The organism is Pseudomonadaceae bacterium SI-3 (assembly GCA_004010935.1).
Classification (GTDB): domain Bacteria; phylum Pseudomonadota; class Gammaproteobacteria; order Pseudomonadales; family Pseudomonadaceae; genus Stutzerimonas.
The window spans coordinates 858,220-882,335 of record CP026511.1 but is presented as its reverse complement, the minus strand read 5'-3'; the positions used below and the strand labels follow the sequence as shown (position 1 = coordinate 882,335).

At 62.1% G+C, this 24,116-nt stretch carries 16 protein-coding genes; 6 read left to right on the top strand and 10 right to left on the bottom strand.

Annotated features, from left to right (window positions below; translation table 11 throughout):
* Positions 1-21: 21 nt before the first annotated feature.
* The 8 genes from C1896_04175 to C1896_04140 all read right to left on the bottom strand — a co-directional run bounded on the left by C1896_04175 (position 22) and on the right by C1896_04140 (position 10,033).
* A complete protein-coding gene (locus tag C1896_04175) occupies positions 22-849 on the bottom strand; it encodes a hypothetical protein (GenBank protein AZZ44181.1) in 828 nt (275 codons plus the stop codon).
* Positions 846-1,772: an ABC transporter ATP-binding protein gene (locus C1896_04170; protein AZZ44180.1), complete on the bottom strand. Its 927-nt coding sequence runs from the start codon at positions 1,770-1,772 to the stop codon at positions 846-848. The genes C1896_04175 and C1896_04170 overlap by 4 nt, the downstream gene beginning before the upstream one ends.
* The gene (locus tag C1896_04165) at positions 1,769-3,076 is read right to left on the bottom strand and encodes a copper-binding protein (GenBank protein ID AZZ44179.1); all 1,308 of its coding nucleotides are present in this window, start codon (positions 3,074-3,076) and stop codon (positions 1,769-1,771) included. The genes C1896_04170 and C1896_04165 overlap by 4 nt, the downstream gene beginning before the upstream one ends.
* A gap of 65 nt (positions 3,077-3,141) precedes the next feature.
* Entirely contained in the window at positions 3,142-5,043 is a 1,902-nt protein-coding gene (locus C1896_04160; protein AZZ44178.1) for a nitrous-oxide reductase, read from the bottom strand.
* Between the two features lie 31 nt (positions 5,044-5,074).
* On the bottom strand, positions 5,075-7,291 hold the full coding sequence (locus tag C1896_04155; protein ID AZZ44177.1) for a regulatory protein NosR: 2,217 nt from the start codon (positions 7,289-7,291) through the stop codon (positions 5,075-5,077).
* A gap of 439 nt (positions 7,292-7,730) precedes the next feature.
* Positions 7,731-8,987 (bottom strand): acyl-CoA dehydrogenase, encoded by a 1,257-nt coding sequence (locus tag C1896_04150; GenBank protein AZZ44176.1) that lies wholly within the window; start codon positions 8,985-8,987, stop codon positions 7,731-7,733.
* Positions 8,988-9,156: 169 nt separating this feature from the next.
* Positions 9,157-9,597 carry a hypothetical protein gene (locus tag C1896_04145; protein ID AZZ44175.1) on the bottom strand — a complete coding sequence of 147 codons (441 nt, stop codon included), beginning with the start codon at positions 9,595-9,597 and terminating at the stop codon, positions 9,157-9,159.
* Between the two features lie 82 nt (positions 9,598-9,679).
* Positions 9,680-10,033 (bottom strand): hypothetical protein, encoded by a 354-nt coding sequence (locus C1896_04140; protein ID AZZ44174.1) that lies wholly within the window; start codon positions 10,031-10,033, stop codon positions 9,680-9,682.
* Positions 10,034-10,224: 191 nt separating this feature from the next.
* Between C1896_04140 and C1896_04135 the strand changes: the two genes are divergently transcribed.
* The 3 genes from C1896_04135 (at position 10,225) to C1896_04125 (ending at position 13,411) form a co-directional block, all read left to right on the top strand.
* Positions 10,225-10,626 carry a DUF488 domain-containing protein gene (locus C1896_04135; GenBank protein ID AZZ44173.1) on the top strand — a complete coding sequence of 134 codons (402 nt, stop codon included), beginning with the start codon at positions 10,225-10,227 and terminating at the stop codon, positions 10,624-10,626.
* 179 nt (positions 10,627-10,805) lie between these two features.
* On the top strand, positions 10,806-12,698 hold the full coding sequence (locus C1896_04130; protein AZZ44172.1) for a cyclic nucleotide-binding protein: 1,893 nt from the start codon (positions 10,806-10,808) through the stop codon (positions 12,696-12,698).
* Positions 12,695-13,411, top strand: coding sequence for a DNA polymerase III subunit epsilon (locus C1896_04125; GenBank protein AZZ44171.1), 717 nt, complete (start codon positions 12,695-12,697; stop codon positions 13,409-13,411). The genes C1896_04130 and C1896_04125 overlap by 4 nt, the downstream gene beginning before the upstream one ends.
* Positions 13,412-13,490: 79 nt before the next feature.
* Here the strand turns inward: C1896_04125 and C1896_04120 are convergent, their stop codons facing one another.
* Entirely contained in the window at positions 13,491-15,131 is a 1,641-nt protein-coding gene (locus tag C1896_04120) for a BCCT transporter (GenBank protein ID AZZ44170.1), read from the bottom strand.
* 419 nt (positions 15,132-15,550) lie between these two features.
* The gene (locus C1896_04115) at positions 15,551-16,489 is read right to left on the bottom strand and encodes a C4-dicarboxylate ABC transporter (GenBank protein ID AZZ47518.1); all 939 of its coding nucleotides are present in this window, start codon (positions 16,487-16,489) and stop codon (positions 15,551-15,553) included.
* Between the two features lie 460 nt (positions 16,490-16,949).
* Between C1896_04115 and C1896_04110 the strand changes: the two genes are divergently transcribed.
* The 3 genes from C1896_04110 (at position 16,950) to C1896_04100 (ending at position 23,784) form a co-directional block, all read left to right on the top strand.
* Positions 16,950-17,867, top strand: a complete 918-nt coding sequence (locus C1896_04110; GenBank protein AZZ47517.1) for a thioredoxin reductase — start codon at positions 16,950-16,952, stop codon at positions 17,865-17,867.
* A 195-nt stretch (positions 17,868-18,062) separates the two neighbouring features.
* Complete coding sequence (locus tag C1896_04105) at positions 18,063-19,439, top strand: L-serine ammonia-lyase (GenBank protein ID AZZ44169.1); 1,377 nt, start codon at positions 18,063-18,065, stop codon at positions 19,437-19,439.
* A 172-nt stretch (positions 19,440-19,611) separates the two neighbouring features.
* Positions 19,612-23,784, top strand: coding sequence for a chemotaxis protein (locus tag C1896_04100; protein AZZ44168.1), 4,173 nt, complete (start codon positions 19,612-19,614; stop codon positions 23,782-23,784).
* Positions 23,785-24,116: the final 332 nt, after the last annotated feature.

The window sequence follows — 24,116 nt, the reverse complement described above, 5'->3', positions numbered from 1 at the left end:
GTTACAGTTTCCTTTTCATGGTCATGCGGGACGACGGCGGAACACGCCATAGGCCAGCAGCAGTGAAACACCCACCCACAGCAACAGGCACAGCCAGAGCGCGGCGGTTGGCATCGGCAGCTCGCTACCCAGCGACAGCACGCCCATGGCATTGCCGCCCTCGAAGCCGGACAGATTGATCAAACGGTAGATGTCGGCCGGGTTCAGCAGCAGCAGCCACGGCAGCGCTTCGGGGCTGAAGCTGCCCTCACTGAGCACCAGCAGCGCCAGCAAGACGAGGTCGAACACCAGTACGAAGAGAAACCACACGCCAAGCGCCAGGCCGGCCGCACTGGATTTCTCGCTGACCTTGCTGCTCAGCACATAGGCCAGGGCGAGGAACACCCAACCGAGCAACGTCGAAGAGATCATGAAGCGGCCAAAGGCCCAAAGCAGCAGACCAATTTCGATGTCTTCGACCAGCACGGCGATGGCCAGCATCGCGCAGCCGAAACCGATCAACACCGCCAGCGCCAGGATCAGCCCGTGGCCGACGAACTTGCCCAGCAGGATCTGCCCGCGTCCCAGCGGGTAAGTCAGCAGCAGCATCAGGGTGCCGCCCTCGTCCTCGCCGACAATGGCGTCGTAGGCCAGCAGCAGTGCGATCAGCGGCATCAGGAAGGTTGCCAGACTCGCTAGGCTGGCGATGGTCGCCGGAATCGAGGTAAAGCCCAGTTGTCCGGACGCGGCTGCGCCGAGCCAGGCAATGCCCACCGCCAGCACCGCGAACAGCAGGCTGATGGCAAGCAACCAGCGGTTGCGCAAACCGTCGCTGAATTCCTTGCGGGCGATGTTCCAGATCTGGTTCATAACGTGCCCTCCGCCGCGCGGACGTCGCCGGCGCGCTGCATGTAGTAGCGATACAGGTCTTCGAGCGATGGCTGATGGATTTCGATGTCGTCCGGCTCGCCCTCGCCCAGCAATTCGCGCAGCAGCGGCAGTTTGTGGCCATTGATGGCCGACACCTCGACGCTGTGTTCTCCCAGCGAACGTGCGCTATGGCCCGCGTCTCCCCAACGCTGCAACCAGCCGGCGCTGTCGCCGATGCCACTGGCGCGAATGCGCACCGGCAGCCCCGCCTCGACGCGCAGCTGCGCCAGGCTGCCGACTGCCTGTAGCTGACCTTTGGCCAGAATCGCCGCCCGATTGATATGCGCTTCGACGCCGGGCAGCACATGCGAGCAGAGAATGACGCTGGTGCCGCGTTGGCGCATCCGGTCGATCAGCTCATAGAGATCGCCGGTTGCGATGGGATCGAGCCCCACCGTGGGTTCGTCGAGCAACAGCAGACGCGGCTCACCAAGCAGCGCCTGAGCCAGGCCGAGACGCTGGCGCATGCCCTTGGAATAGGTCTTCACCCGGCGTTCGGCAGCGTGAGACAGCCCGACCTGTTCCAGCAGTTCGTCCACCTGCTTCACTGCTGCGCCTTTCAGCCGAGCGAAGTGCCGCAGCGTCTCGCGACCACTGAGCTGCGGATAGAAGGTCACGTTCTCGGGCAGGTAACCCAGCTGGCGGCGGACTTCGGGATCATGCGGCGCCCGACCGAGCACACGCACCTGCCCTTCGCTGGGCGTGAGCAGGCCAAGAATCAGTTTCATGCTGGTGGTCTTGCCGGCGCCGTTGTGGCCGAACAGGCCCAGCACCTCACCCTCGCCGAGGGTCAGGTTCAGATCATGCAGCACGGTCATGCTGCCGTAACGCTGGTTCACGCCCTGGATCTCTACAGCGCTCATGGCGTTGGCTCCTGCGTTTTGCTCATCAATGGATCGGTTGGCGGCTTCATCAACGGATGGCTGTCCTGCACGCCGGGCGACTTGATGACCGGGAAGGCCCGCTGAACCCAGCGCAGCACCTCGATGCTCGGGCTGTTCATCAACAGCCGCACCTGCGGGTAAAGCCACAACAGACGATCGACGTTGTCGTTGGGCTCGTAGGCGACGTCGCCCAGCCCATCATCGTTGCGGTCCCAGCCCAGGTAATCGCTCCAGTAGTTGCCACGGCCATCGATGGACCATTCCTGGGTGCGGGTGGCCACGTACTTGACCTGCTGCTGATTGTCGATGAAGGCGTTACCAGAGATGCGGTTGTCTTCCGAGCCCGCAGTCAGGTGGATGCCCAGCGCGCTTTTTTCGAAACGGTTGCCCGCGATGGTGTTGAACAAGGAGTTGTAGATGAACAGCGCCTTGCCCTCGGCGCCCGAGATCATGCTGTCGCCGGTCGAGCCACTGCGCACGTCGCTGACGACGTTGTCGCGGATGGTCGAATAGGTGATGTAGTTCATCAGGATGCCGTAGTTCTCGTCCCCCTCGGAGCGATTGCCGATGACCTCCAGCTTGCGGCTCTGCATCAGCGCATAGCCGGTACGGGTGCGACGGGTGACGTTGCCGATCACGCTGTTGTCATTGGCGAACATGTAGTGCACCCCGTACCGCAGATCTTCCAGCACGTTGCCTTCGATGTGATTGCCGTTGGAAGTATCGATGTAGATGCCATCGCGGGTGTTACGCACCTGGTTGTCGATGATGCGCGCGCCGCTCACGGCGTAGAGGTGAATGCCGTTGCCGCGGTCCTGGGAACGAATGCTCGTGTCGCCTTCGATCTGGTTGCCGATCAGGCTCACGTCTTTCGAGCCGTCGACCCAGATGCCGAAGCCGGGGCCACGCAGCTGGTTGTCGCGGATCACCACGCGCTGCGCCTTTGGCTGGATGAAGATGGCGGCGTTCATCGCGGTCAGATCGCGGCCCCAGTCAAGCAATGTGCAGCCTTCGACGGTGACATCGGACGCCTCGATCAACAGGCCGTTGCCCTCGCCCTGCGCCTGCAACACGGCGCCAGGCTCGCAGCGCAGCTGCATGGGCTGGTCGATGCTGAATTGACCGGTGTATTCGCCGGCCGGTAAGCGCCAGCGGTTGCCCCCTTCCGCCTGGAGCGGCAGGGCTGAAATAGGTTGCGGGGCCGCCACGGCCACCCCGCAGAACAGGGCCAGCAGCAGCGCTGCCAGCGGTTGAAACCTTGATATCGCCTGAGATCTGAGCACTGCGTTGTTCCTCTTCAGCTTCCAGGCAGGTGAAAGGCGGGAGCGATTGCCCCCGCCCGGTCGTGTTACGCCGGCTCGACCAACATACGGCCGACCATTTCCATGTGCAGCGCGTGGCAGAACCAGCTGCAGTAGTACCAATGCAGGCCGGGCTTGTCGGCCGTAAAAGTGATGGACGCGGTCTGCTGCGGGCTGATCTCCATGCTCGCGCCGTGGTTGGTCATGACGAACCCGTGGGACACGTCTTCGATCTGGTCGATGTTGGTGATGGTTACGGTGACTTCGTCGCCCTGCTTGACCGTGAACTCGGTCATGCCATAGGTCGGTGCCATCGAGGTCATGTACACCCGCACCTTGTTGCCGTCGCGGATCACCTTGTTGTCGGTTTCCAGGTTGATGCCGTCCTTCTTCGCCCGCTCAACCGTCGGTGCGAAGAATGGGTCGTCACGCTTCCAGATCTTCTGCGGCTTGATCTGGTCACGACGCGCGAGGATGCAATCGTGCGGCTCGGCGTAGGTCGGGCCGTCGTGCACCAGCTTCATTTCGTCACCGGAGATGTCGATCAACTGGTCGTTTTCCGGGTGCAGCGGGCCGGTCGGCAGGAAGCGGTCCTTGGAGAACTTGCACAGTGCCACCAGCCACTTGCCATCGGCCTCACTGGTTTCGGTCAGTGAAGCATGCAGGTGGCCCGGCTGATATTGCACGTCGAGTTTTTGCTTGATGTAGTTGACCTTCTCGCCGTTGTAGGCGCGTACCGCTTCGGCCATGTTCCACTTCACCACCTGGCTGTCGATGAACAGCGTGGTGTAGGCATTGCCGCGACCGTCGAAGGTGGTGTGCAGCGGGCCGAGACCCAGTTCCGGCTCAGCGGCGACCACGTCGCGCGGGTCCTTTAGCTTGTCGTCGAACAGATCATCGAGCTTGGCGATTTCGATCATGGTGACCGTTGGCGACAGCTTGCCGGCGGCGATGAAGTACTTGCCGTCGGACGAGGTGTTGCAGCCGTGCGGGTTCTTCGGCACCGGGATGTAGCGGGTGAATTCCGAACCGGCGCGGCCATCGACCACCGGCACTTTCGAGTCGCCGACGGTGCTGAACTTGCCGGCTTTGATCGCCGCCTCGATGCGCGGGATGTTGTACACCACCACCCAGTCGCGCTCGTTGCGCATCATGCCGCCCAGGTCGGTGGCTTTCTCCGAGTTATAGCAGGTGGAGGCGGCGTACTTGCCGGTGTAGTCGGCGTCGGTGTTGTCCAGGTTGCCGTCGACGATGACCTGAAAGGCCATTTCCATCTTCTCGGCATCGATGACGTTGAACATGGTGTAAGCGCTTTCGGCCTGCAGGTCGAAGTTGCTGCCGTCATTGGGGTGCGGAATGACGAACTCGGCGTTGGCGAACACGTACTTGGTGTGCGGCACCTTCTGCAGACGCAGGCCGTGGATGGCCTGTACGTTCGGCACGGTCAGCATCTTGTCGCACTTCATGATGTCGAGGCGGATACGCGCGACGCGGCTGTTGGCCTTGTCGTTGATGAACAGGTACTTGCCGTCGTACTTGCCGTCGGTCATCGAGATATGCGGATGGTGGCAGTCGCCGTTCAGGAACTTGGCGCTCTCGCCCATGATGTGGCGGCTTTCGTTGGTCAGGCCCCAACCGGTGGCGGAATCGACGTTGAATACCGGGATGCGCATCAGCTCGCGCATCGAGGGTACGCCCACCACGCGCACTTCGCCCTGGTGACCGCCGCTCCAGAAACCGTAGTAGTCGTCCAGTTCGCCCGGTGCGACGTGGATTTTCTGTTGTGCGTCCTTGACCGCTGCGGCCCAGGTCTCACGGCTCATGACTGCGCCGCCGAATGCGGTCGCTGCCACGGCGGCGCCGGTCAGGGCACTGGCGCCCAGGAAGCCACGGCGGCTAAAGCCACTCTTTTCCAGCGTTTCGGGGGTGTTCTTGCTCTTGTCGCTCATGGGGTGTTGCTCCTTATCGTGTACGGACAGGTCAAACGATCGGTTGCGAGCGTTCGCGATCAGGCGTGCCGCTCTGCGGGTCTACCACTTGCACTACGGGAATCAGCGTTGGGCCGGCCGGGGCTTTCTTGCCGCGCTTGGCGCGCTTGTTCTTCACGATCAGCGGCGGGCACTTGTTTTCGTTGTGATAGGTCATCTGGCAATCGAGGCAGTAGTGGCACTCGTTGTGATTGATGTGCCCGTCCGGATGAATCGCCTGGACTTCACATTCGTTGGCACAGACCTGACAGGGGTTGCCGCACTCCTTGCGCCGCTTGAGCCAGTCGAACAGGCGGAAGCGGCCAGTGATCGCCAGCCCCGCGCCCAGCGGGCAGACGTAGCGGCAGTACACCTTGCGGGTGAAGATGTTGATTGCCAGCAGGGCCACGGCGTAGGCGACGAACCACCATTGGCGGTCGAACTTGAGGGTGATGGCGGTCTTGAACGGCTCCACCTCGGCGGCCTTCTCGGCCATCGTCATCGACTCCAGCGAGATGCCGAACAGAACCAGCAGCACGATGTACTTGATCGCCCAGAGCCGCTCATGCACCGCGAAGGGCACCTCGTACTGACGGATCTTGAGTTTGCGAGCAGCCTCGTTGATCAGCTCCTGCAACGCCCCGAAGGGGCACAGCCAGCCGCAGAAGACTCCACGGCCCCAGAGCAAAATGCTGGCGGCGGTGAAGACCCAGAGGATGAAGATCACCGGATCGGTAAGGAACAGCTCCCAGCGGAAGTCCTGCACCAGGGCGTGCACGAAGGTCAGCACGTTGACCACCGACAGCTGCCCCAGGGCATACCAGCCGATGAACACCACGGTGAAGATCAGGTAGCCGTGGCGCAGCTTTTTCAAGAAGTTGGGGTGCTGGGTGAGTTTGTCCTGCATGAAGAGGATGACGGTCAGCACAAGCAGCGCGGCCAGGATCACGCCAATTTGGAAGCTCTGCTGGTACCAGATGGTGACCCACATCGGCCGGTTGGCCTCCTCGGCCGCAGCCAGTTCCTCGGCGGTTGGTTGCGGGCGCTCGATGTACTGCTCGGGCATCTCGTACGGCAGTTCGAAGCTGGTGAACATGCCACTGATCGGGCCGGTCTGGCGGCGCACCAGCAACTCCAGTGTCCACGGCGAACCGGGATCAAACGCAGAATGCTCACGGACGATGAACACCGCCATTTCGCTGAAATCCGGCATGCCTTCGGCATACACGTCGTCGAGGCGCTGGAAGTCCATGTCGCGAAAGCTGATGACGTTGCCGAACTGGCGCAGCTGCACCCGATCGAAGATGCCGCCGCGCACATAGCCCGAACCCTTGAAGGAGTATTCGCCGCTGGCCATGACCGCGACAGCGTGCTCGCCTGGCTTGAGCTCCTCCATCAGGTCGGCGTAGTGAGCGTCGCCAAGCAGGGCCCGGCCGATGGTGGGCGGGTTCAGGTGGGTGGCGTAGAGGTCGATGAAAGTCTCGTCGACCTCTTCCGGTGACGCCTCGTCGATGCCCTCGGCTTCGGTGCCTTTGAACGCCTGATCGATGTCGCCCTTGGTCAGATGCAAGCGGCGAATCGCGCCATTACCGGTCAGTTCGCTCCAGTTGGCGGGCTCGTAATAATCCTCGCGGACGGTAGCCGGCTTTTGCGCCGCACCGACTTTGTCCTCCACCAGCCCAAGCGACACGGCAACATCGCGGGCGGCGCGCATGACGGTTTCATTGACCACCATGACAGTGACAGTGGCGCCAGTGACCGCATCGATGGTGACTGCCTTCTCGTCACTGGAGTGGCCGACCACGACCCGCTGGTCGACCTTGATACCCTCGTACTTGGCCGTGAATGCGTGAAGCTTCTCGATCGGAATGCCGACCAGCAGGATCGGCTCATGATGCTCGAGCACATAGGCATCGACGATCACACCCTGAGGATCAAGCAGCACCTGCATATTGATCGGTTTGCCTGAGTAGGCCGGAATATCGACTACGTTGATGGTCTGGAAGGCATAACCCAGCACCTCGTCATCCTTCGAGAGGGTGCGGACCTGATAGTCGCCTTCGGCAGCCGAAACGCTGGCGCCTGGGAAGAATTGCTCGATGCGCTGCTGCTCGACCTCGTAGTCCTTGCCCTGCACGGTGGAGACACTGAGCATCAGCGCCAGCAGCAGGACAAAGCCGAGCCCCCATGCGCCTCTGGTGCCAGCTGCGAAAGAGAAACGGGAAGTCATGGCCTACCTACTTAGGTTTGCGAATATGGAGTGATGGTAGGGAGCAGGCCCGGCGCTCTCCTTGACTGATATCAAGCTTGGCCGGTACCTGTGATTGCATTGAGCCATGTCAATGCGGGAGGGAGGTGGGTGCCGCTGGTTCGCGAATGTGCCTGTACACCTTTATACGAACGCTGCCGCAGGCAAGGGCTCTATTCGGCAGCTGGCGAGCCCGTCCGTCTATAAGCAACCATGGGCGAATGCGCGGCGAAACGGCTTTGCAGACGCTCACCATCGCGAACCTGTTCTACAGGAACCGTAGGGCGGGCTTCAGCCCACCAATTGACCGTACATCGCCCGGCGGGAAGGCGCCTGCTGCACTAAACCGTGAGGAGCAGGCGGTCGAAATCGGGTACCCATCGCGCCGGGATCGGGCGGAACGCTACTCCACCCACAACCGTCACGAGCCATGACGCCCAGGCGGCGTCAGGTAGGCTGCCGTCGCGCCACGATTGGCTTCGCTGGCCTTGATTTCAATCCGCGCAATGCTGCGCAGATGCACCTGATCGGGGCCGTCGGCGAAGCGCAAGGCACGGCCGCCCGTCCACATGTTCGCCAGCGGAGTATCAGGCGTCAGGCCCATCGCGCCGTAGACCTGCATGGCTCGATCAGCAACGTTGGTGAGCATTCTGGGCACCAATGCCTTGATCATCGAGATCTCCTTGCGCGCCGCCTTGGCGCCGCCCTCGTCGATCATCCAGGCGGTTTTCAGCACCAACAGACGCGCCTGCTCGATCTCGATGCGTGACTCGGCAATCCAGTCGCCGATGTTCGAGTACTGCTGCAGGTACTTGCCGAACGCCTTGCGCTCCTGGCAGCGCTCGACCATCAGCTCCAGCGCCAGCTCGGCCATGCCTATCGAGCGCATGCAGTGATGAATACGACCCGGGCCGAGTCGCGCCTGGGCCATCATGAAACCGTCGCCCTCCTTGCCTAGCAGATTGCCCGCGGGCACCCGCACGTTACGCAGCACCAATTCGCTGTGGCCTTCCGGCGCGAGATGATTCATCACTGGAATGTTGCGTACCAGCTCGACGCCGGGCGTGTTGAACGGCACCAGAATCATGCTCTGCTGCTGATGGGTCTCCGCGTCCGGGTCGGTCTTGCCCATGACGATCAACAGTTTGCAGTTGGGGTGCGAGGCGTTGGTGATGAACCACTTGCGGCCGTTGATCACGTAATCATCGCCCTCGCGGCGGATCAGCGTCTGGATATTGGTGGCATCGGAGGACGGCACGTCCGGTTCGGTCATGGCGAAGGCCGAGCGGATCTCGCCTTCAAGCAAGGGGTTCAGCCAGCGCTCGCGCTGTTCCGGCGTGGCGAACATGTGCAGCAGCTCCATATTCCCGGTATCCGGCGCATTGCAGTTGAACACCTCCGACGCCCAATGCACGCGGCCCATGATCTCCGCCAGCGGTGCGTACTCGAGGTTGCTCAGGCCCATGCCCGGCTCATCTTCGCCTAGTGACGGCAGGAACAGATTCCATAAGCCTTCGGAACGCGCCAAGGCTTTCAGGTCTTCCATGAATGAAACCGGGTAGGCGCCTGCGGAGACCTCCTCATGCCAGGCGCCGATACGCGGCACGATGTACTGGTCCATAAACGCGAGTAGCTGCTGACGCAGCGCGTCGACACGTGGGCTATAGGCGAAATGCATCGGATACCTCGGCGATCTGACGGGTCTGGATGCATTCACCATAGGCCTGGTGCGGCAGAAAAAGAACGAGCCTAAAGCCGCTGAATCGGCCGCCAATCACGGTGACTGATAGCGCGGCAGGATTGACCGAGGTCATCGTTCGCCACGCGCCAATGCACTAGAGCCTCCCTTACCAGTGCAGGTAGAACATCCCCTTGGCGAGCAGCACGATCCCCACCATCTGCGCAAAGATCGCCCAGTGGATGCGTCGATAACGCGCCGGCGTCATCCGCCCGCTGCGCAGCAGCATGGCGACCATGCCGAAGGTGAAGAACACACCGACCGCCAGCAGGATCTTCAGCGACAGCAAGGTCGCGAAGCTGCTGGCGAATGGATCTGCCAATGCCTGACGGTGAAACCAGGCCAGACCGACACCGGCCCCATAGACAAACAGCACGACCCAGTGCAGCACCACCCGCAGCCGCGCACCGACGGCCTTGTCGACTCGCTGCATCAGCTCCGGCTCGATTTGCTGGCGCACGCGGCTGAGCACCGCGACCTCAACGAACAAGGTGCCAATGAAGAAGATTGCCGCCAGCAGATGGGTGACATGCAACAGGGAATAGCTCATCACGGCTCCTTCGGTTGTGATGCCGGCCAGCCTAGCAAAGCCAGCGGCATCGGCATCGGCATCGGCATCGGCAGAACAGGCCCTAGCGATTCAGCGCTGTCAGCTCGCCACCCTCGCGCTGCACCTGTTGTCCGGCGACCAGGTCGTTGTTCGACGTCCGCAGCCGCGTCCGACTGCCATCGTCCTTCTCGATCACATACAGGGTTTGCTCCAGCCCGGCCGCCTCCTGCACACCCTGCCCGGCCAGGTAGCCCAGGCCACCGCCGATCAGCGCACCGATGGGTCCGCCGGCTGCTGCGCCCAGCATGAACCCGCTGAGCCCACCGAAACCGCCACCAACGACGCGATCCTCACGCGCCGATACCACTTCGTCGGCGCCAGCCAGCGAGCTGGTCAGCAGGGTTGCGCAGGTAACCAAAGCGACTAAATTCTTCATACGATGCTCCGTTGTGTGCTGTGTCGTTCCCCTGTACACAGTCATGAAGCGTGCCGCTTTAATATCCCTTTAAATTCAATGCTTTGCTAATCATGTTGTCTTTTATACCCCATGCATATAGGTTCTTTTTACCTGCATCCGAATACTTTATACCCTGAAAGGAACGCCGTTCTTCCAATGGAGGCCGACTGATGATCCGCTGCAAACGCGCCTATGAGCCGCCGGCACGCGATGACGGCCACAGGGTGTTGGTCGATCGCCTATGGCCGCGCAACCGGACCAGGGAATCGCTGGCGCTGCATGACTGGTGCAAGGCGCTGGCGCCGTCGAGCGAACTGCGGCGTGCCTTCAAAGCCGGCAAGCTGTCGTTCGAGATCTTTCGAGACGATTATCGGCGGGAACTGGCGGGCCACCCGGAGCATTGGTGGCCGCTGCTGGATATTGCGGCCAGAGGCCCGTTGACCCTCGTCTACGCGGCGCGCGACGAGCAGCAGAACAATGCGCGGGTGCTAGCCGAATGGCTGGAAGAGGAGTTGGAGCGGCGCCGCGCGCCCACATCGCCCACCTGTTATGCCGGCGAGCCGATGGCCTGATCGCTGGGGAGTCGGTCGCGCCGTCATCGTGGCGCCCCCGCGAGGCCTCGCCAGCGCGGGGATACACGCAACGAACGACACGAGCCTGCCTGCCTACGACGCCTGTCCGTGCACGCTGACGCTGGACGCTACGGCTATGTGGTTCAATGCATCAATAGCGTGCCGCCAGGAGCCCCCGCATGCAGGTCGAGCTGCTCGAAATACGCGACCATCTGAGTCGCTTCGCCCCCTTCGACGGTCTGCCGGACGACACGCTCGACGAAATCGCACGACAGGTCGAGGTCGGCTATTTCAAGGCCGGCAGCGACATTCTTCGCTACGGCGAGACGATCTCGGAGTTGCATTACATCCGCAGTGGTGCCGTGGAGATCTACCGGCGCAACGGCGAACTGTACAACCGCCTTTCCGAAGGCGAAGTGTTCGGTCAGTTCGGCCTGTTGCGCGGCCACAAGGTGCGTCTGCCGGCACGGGCGATCGAAGACAGCCTGATCTACTTCATTCCCGGCCTGTTGTTCGAGCAGCTGTGCGAGGCCAATGACGCCTTCGCCGACTTTGTCGAAGCCGAAGGCCAGTCGCGCCTGAAGGTGGAAGAGCCGCAGGGCAAGGCCAGCGAGCTGATGAAGATCAAGGTCCGCAAGCTGGTCACCCGGCGCACCGTCAGCGTGCCGCTTGGCACCAGCGTGCAAGAGGCCGCACAGGTAATGACCGAGCATGGCGTGTCCTCGCTGGTGATTCTCGGCCCGTCGCCGAACGCAGCCGAGGCATCCAGTCTCCAGGTCATGACCGGCATTACCACCGACCGCGACCTGCGCACGCGGGTGTTGGCCGAAGGGCTGCCGCTGGACACACCGGTCGATCAGGTGATGTCACCCAACCCGATCACCATCCAGGCCGACGACTCGGTGTTCGAGGCCATGCTCAGCATGCTGCGCAACAACATCCATCACCTGCCGGTGATGTATCGCCAGCGCCCGGTCGGCGTGATCAACCTGTCGGACATCATCAAATACGAATCGCAGAGCAGCCTGTATCTGGTCAACAGCATCTTCAACAAGCAGTCGGTCGCCGAGCTGCAGGGTTTGGTGCCAGACCTGCGCGCGACCTTCCTGCGCATGGTCAACGAAGAAGCCACGGCACACATGATCGGCAGCGCCATGTCGGGCATCGGCCGCAGCCTTACCCATCGCCTGCTGGAGCTGGCTGAACAGCGGCTGGGACCGCCACCAGTGCCCTACTGCTATATGGTGTTGGGGTCGATGGCGCGCGACGAGCAATTGATCGTCACCGATCAGGACAACGCCCTGGTCCTCGACAACCGTTTCGATCCGCGCATTCATGACGAGTATTTCCTGCAGCTGGCGAGCTTCGTCAGTGACGGCCTGGCTGCCTGCGGCTACAGCTACTGCAAGGGCGGCATCATGGGGAGCAACGCCAAGTGGCGGCAACCGCTGCGGGTCTGGAGGAGCTACTTCACCCAGTGGATCGAGCAGCCCAATCCTGAAACGCTGCTCAACAGCTCGATCTTCTTCGACCTCAGCAGCGTCTACGGAGAGGCCGGACTCGTGGAAAGCCTCAAGGATCTGATCGCGCAAAAGGCCAGCAGCAACCCGCTGTTTCTCGCCGCCCTTGCGCGCAACGCGCTCAACCGCACGCCACCGCTAGGGTTCTTCCGCACCTTCGTGATGGAAAAGGACGGCCAGCAGAACAACATCATCAACCTCAAGGGACGCGGCACCGCGCCACTGACCGACCTGATCCGGGTGCACGCCCTGGCGGTCGGCTCCAAGGCCCAGAACTCCCAGGAGCGCCTGGAGGCCATCGCCGCCACCAAGCTGTTGACCGAAGACGCCATCACCCAGCTGCGTAATGCCCTGGAATTCCTCTCCATCGTGCGCATCCGCCATCAGGCCACGGATTTGCTGGAGGGGCGCGAACCGGATAACTACATAGAGCCGGAGCAGATTGACGCCAACGAACGACACAACCTCAAGTCGGCCTTTCAGGTGCTCAGCAATGCGCAGCAGTTCTTGCGCTTCCGCTACCCGGGCCAGCTTCCAAGTCGGCCGCTATGAAACGTAGCGGATCTCGTACGGCCCCCGACTGGCCAGCCGTGTTTGCCCAGCTCGCGCGAACGGCCCGCGACCCGCGCCTTGTACGTTTCTACGAGGCCGGTACGGTCAGTGCCGACACGCCACTGGAGCAGGTGCCCTTGCTCGCCCTGGACGTCGAGACCACCGGTCTGGACAGCCAACGCGACTCGATCGTCAGCCTTGGCCTGATGCCCTTCGATCTGCAGCGGATCCGCTGCCGCGAGGCCAGCTACTGGGTCGTCAAGCCGGTGTGCGATCTGAGCAGTCAGTCGATCACCTTTCATCACATCACGCACTCGGATGTCAGCAACGCGCCGAGGCTGGCCCACGTGCTCGACGAGCTGCTGGAGAAAATGGCTGGCAGGATCATGGTGGTGCATTACCGCAGCATCGAGCGGCGCTTTCTCGACCAGGCCGTGCACCACCTCCTGGGCGAAGGCCTGCAGTTTCCGGTGATCGATACGATGCAGCTGGAAGCACGGCTGCACCCGCGCCGACGTGGCTGGCTGCGCCGAGTGCTCAGCACCAAGCGGCCCGTATCGATCCGCCTGGCCGACAGCCGCCTGCGCTATGGTTTACCGCTATACCAGGCCCACCATGCCCTGACCGATGCCCTGGCAACCGCCGAGCTGTTGCAGGCGCAATCGGCCCACCACTACCCGTCGACAACCGCCGTGGGCGATCTTTGGAACTGAAAAGGCGCGACCGCTAACGGTCGCGCCTTTTCGGGTCACCTGCCAGGCGGCCGGGCCGCCTGAACATAGGCCTAAGCCACTACCGAGGCTCGCTCATCAGCCCCTTGACGATGGACACGCAGCCGACCAGCAAGACCACGGTAAATGGCAGGCCGGTGGACACCGCCATGGCCTGCAGCGCAACCAGGCCGCCGCCCAGCAACAGAGAAATGGCCACCACGCCCTGCAGCACCGCCCAGAAGGCCCGCTGCGGCACTGGTGCGTTGACTTTGCCACCGGCGGTAATGGTGTCGATCACCAGCGAGCCGGAGTCCGAGGAGGTGACGAAGAACACCACCACCAGAACGATACCGATAAAGGAGCTGATCTGGGCCAGCGGTAGCTCACCGAGCATGGCGAACAGCTTCAGCTCCAGCGCCACATCCTGCACCCCGGTGAACCCGTCGGTGACGAACTGGCCCAGCGCAGTACCACCGAACGCGGTCATCCACAGCACCGAGACCAGCGACGGCACCAGCAGCACGGCAATCAGGAACTCACGTACGCTGCGGCCGCGGCTGACCCGCGCGATGAACATGCCAACGAACGGCGACCAGCTGATCCACCACGCCCAGTAGAACGCGGTCCAGCCCTGACTGAAGTTGGCATCGGCACGACCGACCGGATTGGACAGCGCCGGCAGGTTGACCAGATAGCTGCCCAGGTTGCTGAAGAAGCCGGTGATGATCGCCAAGGTCGGCCCGACGATGATGATGAACAACAGCAATAGCAGCGCCAGCACCATGTTGAATTCCGACAGGCGCTTGACCCCCTTGTCCAGGCCGGCAAGTACCGACATCAGCGCGATAACCGTGATGCCGGCTACCAGAAGCGCCTTGCTGGTATCGGTATTAGGCATACCGAACAGAAACTCCAGCCCCCCCGCCGCCTGTTGCGCACCCAGGCCCAGCGAGGTAGCCAAACCGAAGAGAGTCGCGAAGACCGCCAGGATATCGATCACATGGCCTGGCCAACCCCATACCCGCTCGCCGAGCAGCGGGTAGAAGATCGAGCGGATGCTCAGCGGCAATCCCTTGTTGAAGGAGAACAGCGCCAGGGCCAGCGCCACGATGGCATAGATCGCCCAGGGGTGCAGACCCCAGTGGAAGATGGTGGCAGCCATGCTCAGGCTGGCGGCTGCCTGGGCATCGCCTGCTGCGGCGCCCAGCGGCGCCCAGTCGGTCCGCACGCCGTTTTCGACGGTGGTGCCGCCCATAGCCGTAGAGAAATGCGACATAGGTTCAGCCACGCCGTAGAACATCAGGCCGATGCCCATGCCGGCGGCGAACAGCATGGAAAACCAGCCCGTGTAGGAATAATCCGGCGTTGCTTCGCGACCACCCAGACGCACCCTGCCCAAGGGTGAAAGGATCAACCCCAGGCACAACAGGACGAAGATATTTGCCGATCCGATGAAAAACCAGGCCAAGTTGCCGGTGAGCCAGTCGCGAATCGCGGTGAACAACGGCTCGACCTCACTGCGCAGGGCGAGCGTGACGACCACGAAGAGCACGATGGTCAGCGCCGAAATGGTGAACACCTTGCCGTGCACATCGAAAAACTTGCGTTTGATATTGTCCTGACCGATCACGTAGTCGGTATCGATCAGGTTGGCCGCCCCCGTCGGGGCGGGGATACTCTCCACGGCCGACGCCGTGTTCTTTCCAGGATTGGTCGCCACCTGCTGTTCTCCTTATTCTGGGTTGGCACATCGGAAACAAGCACAAAGACGGCACGCCCTCTGCTGCACAGCAGCTCGAGTACGCGCTTCGCAAGAATGCTAACAGCCGAAGGGTGGCGTTAAGCGGCCAAGACCGGCATTGACGATTCCATAACCGTCATCCGTCGGAGGCAAGCCTTGCCGTTGCCTGGCGGTTGAGGTAACGCCAGGTCGAAGTCCAGCCGACTCGCAACTGCCGTGACCCAGGCTCACATCGGGGTGACAGGCGGCCCGGCGCAGAAAGGGCTGGAAGCAATACCGTTTCGTCAGGGAGACCGCCGCGCCAGCGGTAATAACAGTGCGGGGTCGAACGAGGGCGGGTGAAAGGAACGACAACGCGCTCGCCGACCCCGGATGGCGGCGAGCCGAGGGATTGGGGATCAGCGCTTGCGATTGACCGTCAATGCGGCGCGGATCACGTCGGCACCGATCTCGTTTTCGTAGGACTGCCACACCGGCATCATCTTTTCCCGCCAGGCCTGGCGCTGCTCGGGCGTAAGGACGACCAGCTTGCTGCTGCCACTGGCGAGGATGCGGTCGCGGTCGCGCTGGTTCAGCGCAGCTGCTTCCCGATTCACCGCCTGGGTCACCTCGAGAATGATGCCCTCGAGTTCAGAGCGCACCGCAAAGGGCATGCTCATCCAGAACTCCGAGCTGGTCACCAGCATGTAATTGAGCACCCCGTGATTGCTCTCGGTGATGAACGGCTGGACCTTGTGCATGTTCTGGCTGGCGATGTTCGACCAGGGGTTTTCCGCGCCCTGAACCACGCCCGCCTGCAGCGACTTGTAGACCTCGGCAAAGGGCAGCACTACCGGCTTTGCGCCTACCGCATTGAACTGTGCTTCCAGAACCGCGGAGGGCTGTATGCGAAACGCCAGGCCAGCGGCATCCCCCGGGAGACGCAGCGCCTGCGTGGCCGAGAGCTGCTTCAGACCGTTGTTCCAATAGGCCAGGCCATAGATGCCAGAGTCGGCCATGGAGCGCAGCAGATCACGGCTCGTCTCACGTGACTGGAAGCGCTGGACGGCAGCCTCGTCGTCGAACAGAAACGGCAGGTCGAACACCTGCAGCTTCTTCGTGTACTTGCCGAACTTCGACAGGGACGGCGCAAGGATCTGCACCTCGTTGTTCAGCAGGGCCTGCATCTCGTCGGCATCGCCAACCAATGTCGAGTTTGGGTAGACCTCGACCTTCACCTTGCCGGCCAGACGCTCATGCACCAGCTTCTGAAACAGCAACGCGCCCTTGCCCTTGGGCGTGTCGTCGGCTACGACGTGAGCGAACTTGATGACGAAAGGCTCCCCTTCGGCCGCCATGACCAAAGCACTCAACACACACAGGACCGCGACCAACGCAGCAACACAAGACTTGAACATCTGACCCCCAACGGGAATAGCCCGAATCAGCGCCTTGTGAGCACCGCTCGAGTGGTTTATCGACAACGACGAGACCTGACTCACGCAACAGCGCGGTCGGTCCATTCTTCGGTTTGAGTGGCCAGATCATCACGACTGCGGCGGTCGGCGCCTGGCCTTTATTGGAATACGGTTGGCGATGAACCGGACACTGAACGTCCGTGCCAACCGAGGCGGAAAGTCTTGGCCATCGTTCGTGCTGGCACAAGCACCAGAATGTCCAACCAGCTCTCAAAACAGGACATCTCGCTCATCGGAACGACCGAACTTTCGATCCGCTGCCCTTTTCTACAGGCAACATCCTCAGCCGATCCGATCAGCCATGAACCAGCTTTCGCCCCGCTCATCGCCGAACCCCACCGTGATCGACTGCCTGATTGTCGGAGGTGGGCCGGGCGGACTGACTGCAGCTCTCTATCTCGCACGCTTCCGCCGTAGCTGCATGGTCGTGGACGCCGGTTCCAGTCGCGCCTCGTGGATTCCGCGATCGCATAACTACCCGGGCTTCCCGCCGGGCATCAACGGTAACGACCTGCTGGCCCGCCTGCGCGAACAGGCCAAGGGGTATGGCGCGCGGCTCGAGCGTGGCCGGGTCGAGCACATCGAGCCCCACGCCGACGGATTCAGCGTGCGCTATGGCGACGCCACCTGCGTGACCCGGCGGATCATCCTCGCCACCGGGATTGAGGACACCCTGCCGGACATGCCCGATGTCGAGCAGGCCATCGGCAATGGCCAGGTGCGGTTGTGCGCAATCTGCGATGGCTATGAGGTCGACGGTGACAATGTCGCGGTGTACGGCGAGGCAGAAAATGCCATCAGCCATGCGGTATTCCTGCGCACCTTCACCGATCGCGTGACGGTGGTGGTGCACGGCGAGCCCAATGCCTGCGACCAGGCCATCGCGTTGGCCGAGCACTATGACATCCGGGTAATCAGCGACCGAGTGGAATCCCTGCACCCTTGCGACACCGGCATCGAGTTGCTGACCTGCCGTGGCGAAAGGCATCACTTCGACATTATCTACCCCAGCCTCGGTGCGCGTTTTCGCTCCGACCTTGCGCTGCAGCTGGGCGTCGACTGTGACGAGTGCGGCGGCATCTGGGTGGACAACCACCAGCAAACCACCATGCGCGGCCTTTATGCCATCGGCGATGTGACCATGGGCCTGAAGCAGATGAGTGTTGCCATCGGCCAGGCGGCGCAGGCGGCGACGGCCGTGCATAACAGCCTCGAAGCCAACCCCTGGGGCGGCTCGGGCCTGGATGCGGCGCGATAGCGAAGCGCCCAACGGTTTCGGGCGCTAGCGCCCGGCTCGAGCGCAACGAGCGCCTGCGCTGCCCTAGGCAAGGGTGACACCTTTTGCTTGGCGACGACGCGAGCCGGACTGTGCGCAGCTTTGCCGTTTTTGTCAGCATTCCGCAGTGCCGGAAGGTCTAGGCTCTCTACAAGCCTGTTCGTTTCGGAGCCTTGCATGTCACTCAGCGTATTCGACCTGTTCAAAATCGGTATTGGCCCGTCCAGCTCGCATACGGTGGGGCCGATGCGCGCCGCGTTACGTTTTGCCGAGGAGCTCAGACGTGACGACCTGCTGCCTGCCGCCGAACACCTGAGGGTCGAGTTGTACGGTTCGCTCGGCGCTACCGGCAAAGGCCATGGCAGTGACAAGGCCGTTTTACTCGGACTCGAAGGCGAGCGACCCGAGGACGTCGATTCCGACGCCATCCCCTCGCGCATGGCGGCGATGCGTGAATCCCACGAGCTGCGCCTGCTGGGCGAAAAACTCATTCGCTTCGAGCCCGGCAATGACCTGCAATTCATCCGCAAGCCATTGGCATTCCACCCCAACGGCATGATCTTTCGCGCGTTCGACGCCGCCGGGCTGCAGTTGCGCAGCCGCGAGTACTATTCGGTCGGCGGCGGCTTCGTGGTCGACGAGCAGGCTGCGGGCGATGACCGCATCGTCGAGGACCAGACCGTCCTGCCCTTCCCTTTTCACAGCGCCGACCAATTGCTCGCGCTGTGTGTCGAACATGGCCTGTCCATCAGCCAACTGATGCTGGCGAACGAAGCCGCCTGGCGACCGGAAGCGGAAACCCGTGCCGGCCTGCTGAAGATCTGGCAGGTGATGCAGGCCTGCGTCAAGGCGGGCTGCAACACCGAAGGGGTGATGCCTGGTGGGTTAAAGGTTCAGCGCCGTGCCGCAGGCCTGTACCGGCAATTGAGCGAACACCCCGAAGCCAATCTGCGCGATGCGCTGACGGTGCTCGACTGGGTTGACTTGTATGCGTTGGCGGTGAACGAGGAGAACGCCGCCGGTGGCCGAGTGGTAACCGCCCCCACCAATGGCGCAGCAGGGATCGTCCCGGCGCTGCTGCATTACTACATGCGCTTCATCCATGGCGCGAACGAAGACGGCGTGGTGCGCTTTCTCCTGACGGCAGCCGCCATTGGCATTCTCTACAAGGAGAACGCCTCGATTTCCGGCGCCGAGGTCGGCTGCCAGGGCGAAGTGGGGGTGGCCTGTTCAATGGCGGCCGGCGCGCTCTGCGAAGTGCTCGGGGGCACACCCCAGCAGGTCGAAAACGCCGCTGAAATCGGCATGGAGCACAACCTCGGACTCACCTGCGACCCGGTGGGCGGGCTGGTCCAGGTGCCCTGCATCGAGCGTAACGCCATGGGCTCGGTCAAAGCGATCAACGCGGCACGCATGGCCTTGCGCGGCGACGGCAAGCACTTCATCTCCCTGGACAAGGTGATCCGCACCATGCGCCAAACCGGCGCTGACATGAAGAGCAAGTACAAGGAAACCGCTCGCGGCGGGCTCGCGGTAAACATCATCGAGTGCTGACTCCACTTGCGACTCATCACTGTCCCTTTCATCGGCAGTAATCCGCACCGCGAAGCTTTATCATCCGTTCGGCAGGGCCTGGGGTGGCAAAAGGAATCCGTCTGAGGTCTCGCTGTCTTCCCTACATGCGTCGCCCGCCCCGGAAACAACCGGAAATAATGCCGAGGATTTGATGACCACCAGCCTTGAGGCGTCCACGCCGAAAAATAGCCAGCTCACCCGCAGCACCCTGAAGTTCCCGGTAGTCGGGATCGGGGCGTCGGCAGGCGGCCTCAAGGCTTTGTTGACCCTGTTCGAACACATGCCCAACGATTGCGGCATGGCGTTCGTGGTGATCATGCACCTCTCGCCCAAGCACGAGAGCAATGTCGACAAGATCCTGCAAAAGGTCACCCGGATGCCGGTGTTGCAGGTCACCCAGCCGGTGCCCATCGAGCGTAACCAGATCTACGTGATTCCCCCGGCCATGGACCTGTCGATGAACGATGGCTATTTGCGCCTGGTGAAGCCCGAGCGCGAGCGGGGTGCTCAGGTGGCCATCGACCTGTTCTTCCGCACCCTGGCCGATGTGCATCACACCCACTCCTTGGGCATCGTGTTGTCCGGCACCGGCGCGGACGGCTCGGTCGGGCTAGCCCGCATCAAGGAGCAAGGCGGTGTCACCCTGGCACAGACACCGGAAGATGCCGAATACGATTCGATGCCACGCAACGCCATCGAAACCGGGATGGTGGATATCGTGCTGCCGGTTGCCGACATGCCACAGCGGCTGGTCGAGCTGCGCCGCAATCAGGAAGTGCTGCTCCAACGTCAGGACCCAATCGCGTCGCCGGGCGACACCGAGCGGGCCAACGAGGACCAAGGGGAAGCGGAATTCGCCGAGGCTCATACGCAATCCAAACCGAACGAATTGGCACTGCGGGAAATTCTCGCGGCGCTCCGGGCCCGCACCGGTCATGACTTCCGCCATTACAAACAGGCCACGGTGCTGCGTCGTATCGAGCGGCGCATGCAGGTCAATGCCGTGCGCGACATGCCCAGCTACGCCAAGCACCTGCAAAGCCGCCCGGAAGAAACGCCAGCCTTGCTGGCCGACATGCTGATCGGTGTGACCAACTTCTTCCGCGACCGCGAGGCGTTCGAAGCGCTGGAGCGCGACATCATTCCGTCGTTGTTCGAGCGCAAACAGCACAGTGACGACAAATCGATTCGCGTCTGGGCCGCCGCCTGCTCCACCGGTGAAGAGGCGTACTCCCTGGCCATGCTGCTGAACGACCAGGCGGAAATCAGCAATGCCCAGGGTGAAATCCATTCACAGGTTTTTGCCACCGATATCGATGATCGAGCTTTGGAAACCGCTCGCGCCGGTATCTATCCGGAAGCCATCGTGACCGATGTGCCCCCCACCCGGCTGCGACAGTACTTCATCAAGGAACAGGATCATTACCGCATGCAGAAGGAGCTGCGCGAGCGGATCCTGTTTGCCCGCCACAACATCCTGCGCGACCCGCCGTTTTCCAGGCTTGATCTGATCTCCTGTCGCAACCTGATGATCTACCTGGACAGGGACATCCAGATCGAAGTGCTGCGCATGTTTCACTTCGCCCTCAATCCGGGCGGTTACCTGTTCCTTGGCAGCTCCGAGACCGCCGATGCCTGCAGCCAGCTGTTCACGCCGGTGGATAAGAAGAACCGTATCTATCGGGCCAAGGAGGTGTCATCCGCGCTACGCCGCGCACCCACCGGCCCGTACCACGGCTTTACGCTGAGCGCCCCTGCTCGCCCGCCCTTCAGCGAACCCTCAAGACGCCATCGCAAATTTTCCTACGCCGATGTGCACCAACGTGCGCTCGAGCAGTACGCGCCGCCCAGCGTCATCGTTAACCATGACGCCGAGATCGTGCACATGTCCGACCGCGCCGGGAACTTCCTGCGCTATGTCGGCGGTGAGCCTTCGCTGAATCTCACGACGCTGATACACCCGCAACTGCGGCTTGAGTTGCGCACCGCGCTGTATCAGGCGGCTCACACCGGCAAGAGCGTCGAGGCGCGACGGGTTAGGCTGGAGCGCGACGACCGCAGCTTCTACGTGAACATGGTGGTCCGCCCGTTTCGCGACAGCGAGGCCGGCAGTGACTACATGCTGGTGATCTTCGACGAGGTCGAAGCCTGCATGGACAGCAGCAGCCCGGCACACTCCGACACCAAGGACAGCGTGCTGACCCAGCTCGAAGCCGAGTTGCAGCAGACCAAAGAGCAGCTGCAGATCACCATGGAGCACTCGGAAACCTCGACTGAAGAGTTGCGTGCGTCCAACGAAGAACTGCAGGCGATCAATGAGGAGCTGCGCTCAGCCACCGAGGAACTGGAGACCAGCAAGGAAGAGCTGCAGTCGATCAACGAAGAGCTGACCACGGTCAACTTCGAACTCAAGGCCAAGGTCGACGAAACCAGCAAGATCAACGATGACCTGCAGAATCTGATCTCCTCCACCGACATCGCCACGGTCTTTGTCGACCGTAAGCTGCGCATCAAGTGGTTCACGCCCCGCGCACGCGACATCTTCAACGTGATCGGCAACGATGCCGGCCGCTCACTTTCGGACATCACCCATCGTCTCGACTACCTCGGGCTGCACACAGACGCCGCGAAAGCCTTCGAGGAGTTGCACCTGGTCGAGCGGGAAGTCAGGTCCAAGGATGACAACCGCTGGTTCCTTGCCCGCTTTGTCCCCTACCGCACGCTGGATGACCGCATTCAAGGTGCCGTGCTGACCTTCATCGACATCACCGACCGGCGCCGTGCCGAAGAAAGCCTGCGTGCCGGTGAAGCCCATATGCGGCTGCTGGCGCAGAGTACCAAGGGCTACGCCATCATCACGCTGGACTGCGACGGCCTCATCACCACCTGGAACCGTGGTGCGGAAAAGATATTCGGCTACGGCGAGCAGGAAGTGATTGGCCATAGCGTCGACGTTCTTTACACCGAAGAAGACCGCAACAAGGGTGTACCCAGCGCCGAACGCCAGCGCGCCCTCGAACAAGGCCAATCCGCCGATGAGCGCTGGCATGTGCGGCAGGATGGCAGTCGCTGCTTTTTCAGCGGCCTGGTCAACCCGCTGGTGGATAACGACGGCAAGGTCATCGGTTTTGCCAAGATTGCCCGCGACCTCACCGAAGAGCGCGAGCAGGACGCGCACCAGCGCAACGAGCTGGAAAACATCCAGGCTGCCAACATGCAGAAGGATCAGTTTTTCGCCGTGCTGTCGCACGAGCTCAAGCACCCGCTGAACCTGATCCAGCTCAACACCGATCTGGTCGCACGGTCCCAAGCCGCGAAAAACTTCCCAAGCTTGCGCAAGGCAACCCAATCGATCCAGAACGCGGTGCGTAGCCAGTCACGGATCATCGATGATCTGATGGACGTGTCCCGCATCCGTACCGGCAAATTGAAACTGCAATTTTCGACGCTGCAGTACCAAGAGGTTCTGCGCGGCATCGAAGCGGTGTTCGCCCCGCTGGCGCAAGCGGAGAACGTCACCTTCGAGGCGTTCAAACCGGAGCAGCCGATCTACGTTCATGCCGACCCGACACGGCTCGATCAGATCATCTGGAACCTGCTGAACAACGCCTGGAAATTCACCAAGGGCGGCGAGCGCATCTGCATGCAACTCGAGCGCGACGGTGAGCAGGCACGATTGGACGTCATCGATACCGGCGAAGGCATATCGGCAGATTTCCTACCCAAGGTATTCGACATGTTCGGCCAGGCGGAAATGCAACACGCCCAGCGTTCCAAACATGGCCTGGGGATTGGCCTGGCGCTGGTCAAGCAGCTGGTAGAGGCTCACAACGGCCGCATCGAAGCCTATTCGGAAGGCCTCGGTCGTGGCGCCAAATTCAGCATCTGGTTGCCGATCCACCTGCAAACAGAACTGGAGCTCAGCGAACTGGCCAACGCAGGGGATATGGGTGGTCTCGCGGGGATCAGCATTCTGCTGGTGGATGATTCGCCGGACATTCTCGAGACGATGTGCGAGCTGCTGCAAAGCGAAGGCGCCGAGGTCACCACCGCCGACGGCGGCGCCAAGGGTATCGAACTTGCTGAGCAGCACACCTTCGACGTCATCGTCTCCGATATAGGCATGCCGGAGATCGACGGCCACAGAATGATGACGGCGATCCGCGAAGGCAGCACCAACGCGCAAACCCCCAGCATCGCCCTGACCGGCTACGGCACCCTGCGCGACGTGGAGAAGGCCAAGGCTGCCGGCTTCACCCTGCACCTGCGCAAACCGATCGACCTGCAAGCGCTGATCGATGCCGTAACACAGGCCGTGCACTAAGCCCGGGCGCGCGACGGCTCGCTCCTACACGAACACGATCTCGCTTTTCGTAGGAGCCAGCTTGCTGGCGATCCGTGCGTCAAACGCAACACCTCTGCGGCGCCCATCTCTGATCGCCAGCAAGCTGGCTCCTACAGGTGCGTGCTACCGCGGTCGCTGGGAGCCGTAGCGATGGACAAGCAATCACCTGCGGCAGGATGCAAATCCATCACACGAGCACGATCTCGCTTTTTGTAGGAGCCAGCTTGCTGGCGATCCGTGCGTCAAACGCAACACCTCTGCGGCGCCCACCTCTGTTCGCCAGCAAGCTGGGTCCTACAGGTGCGTGCTAC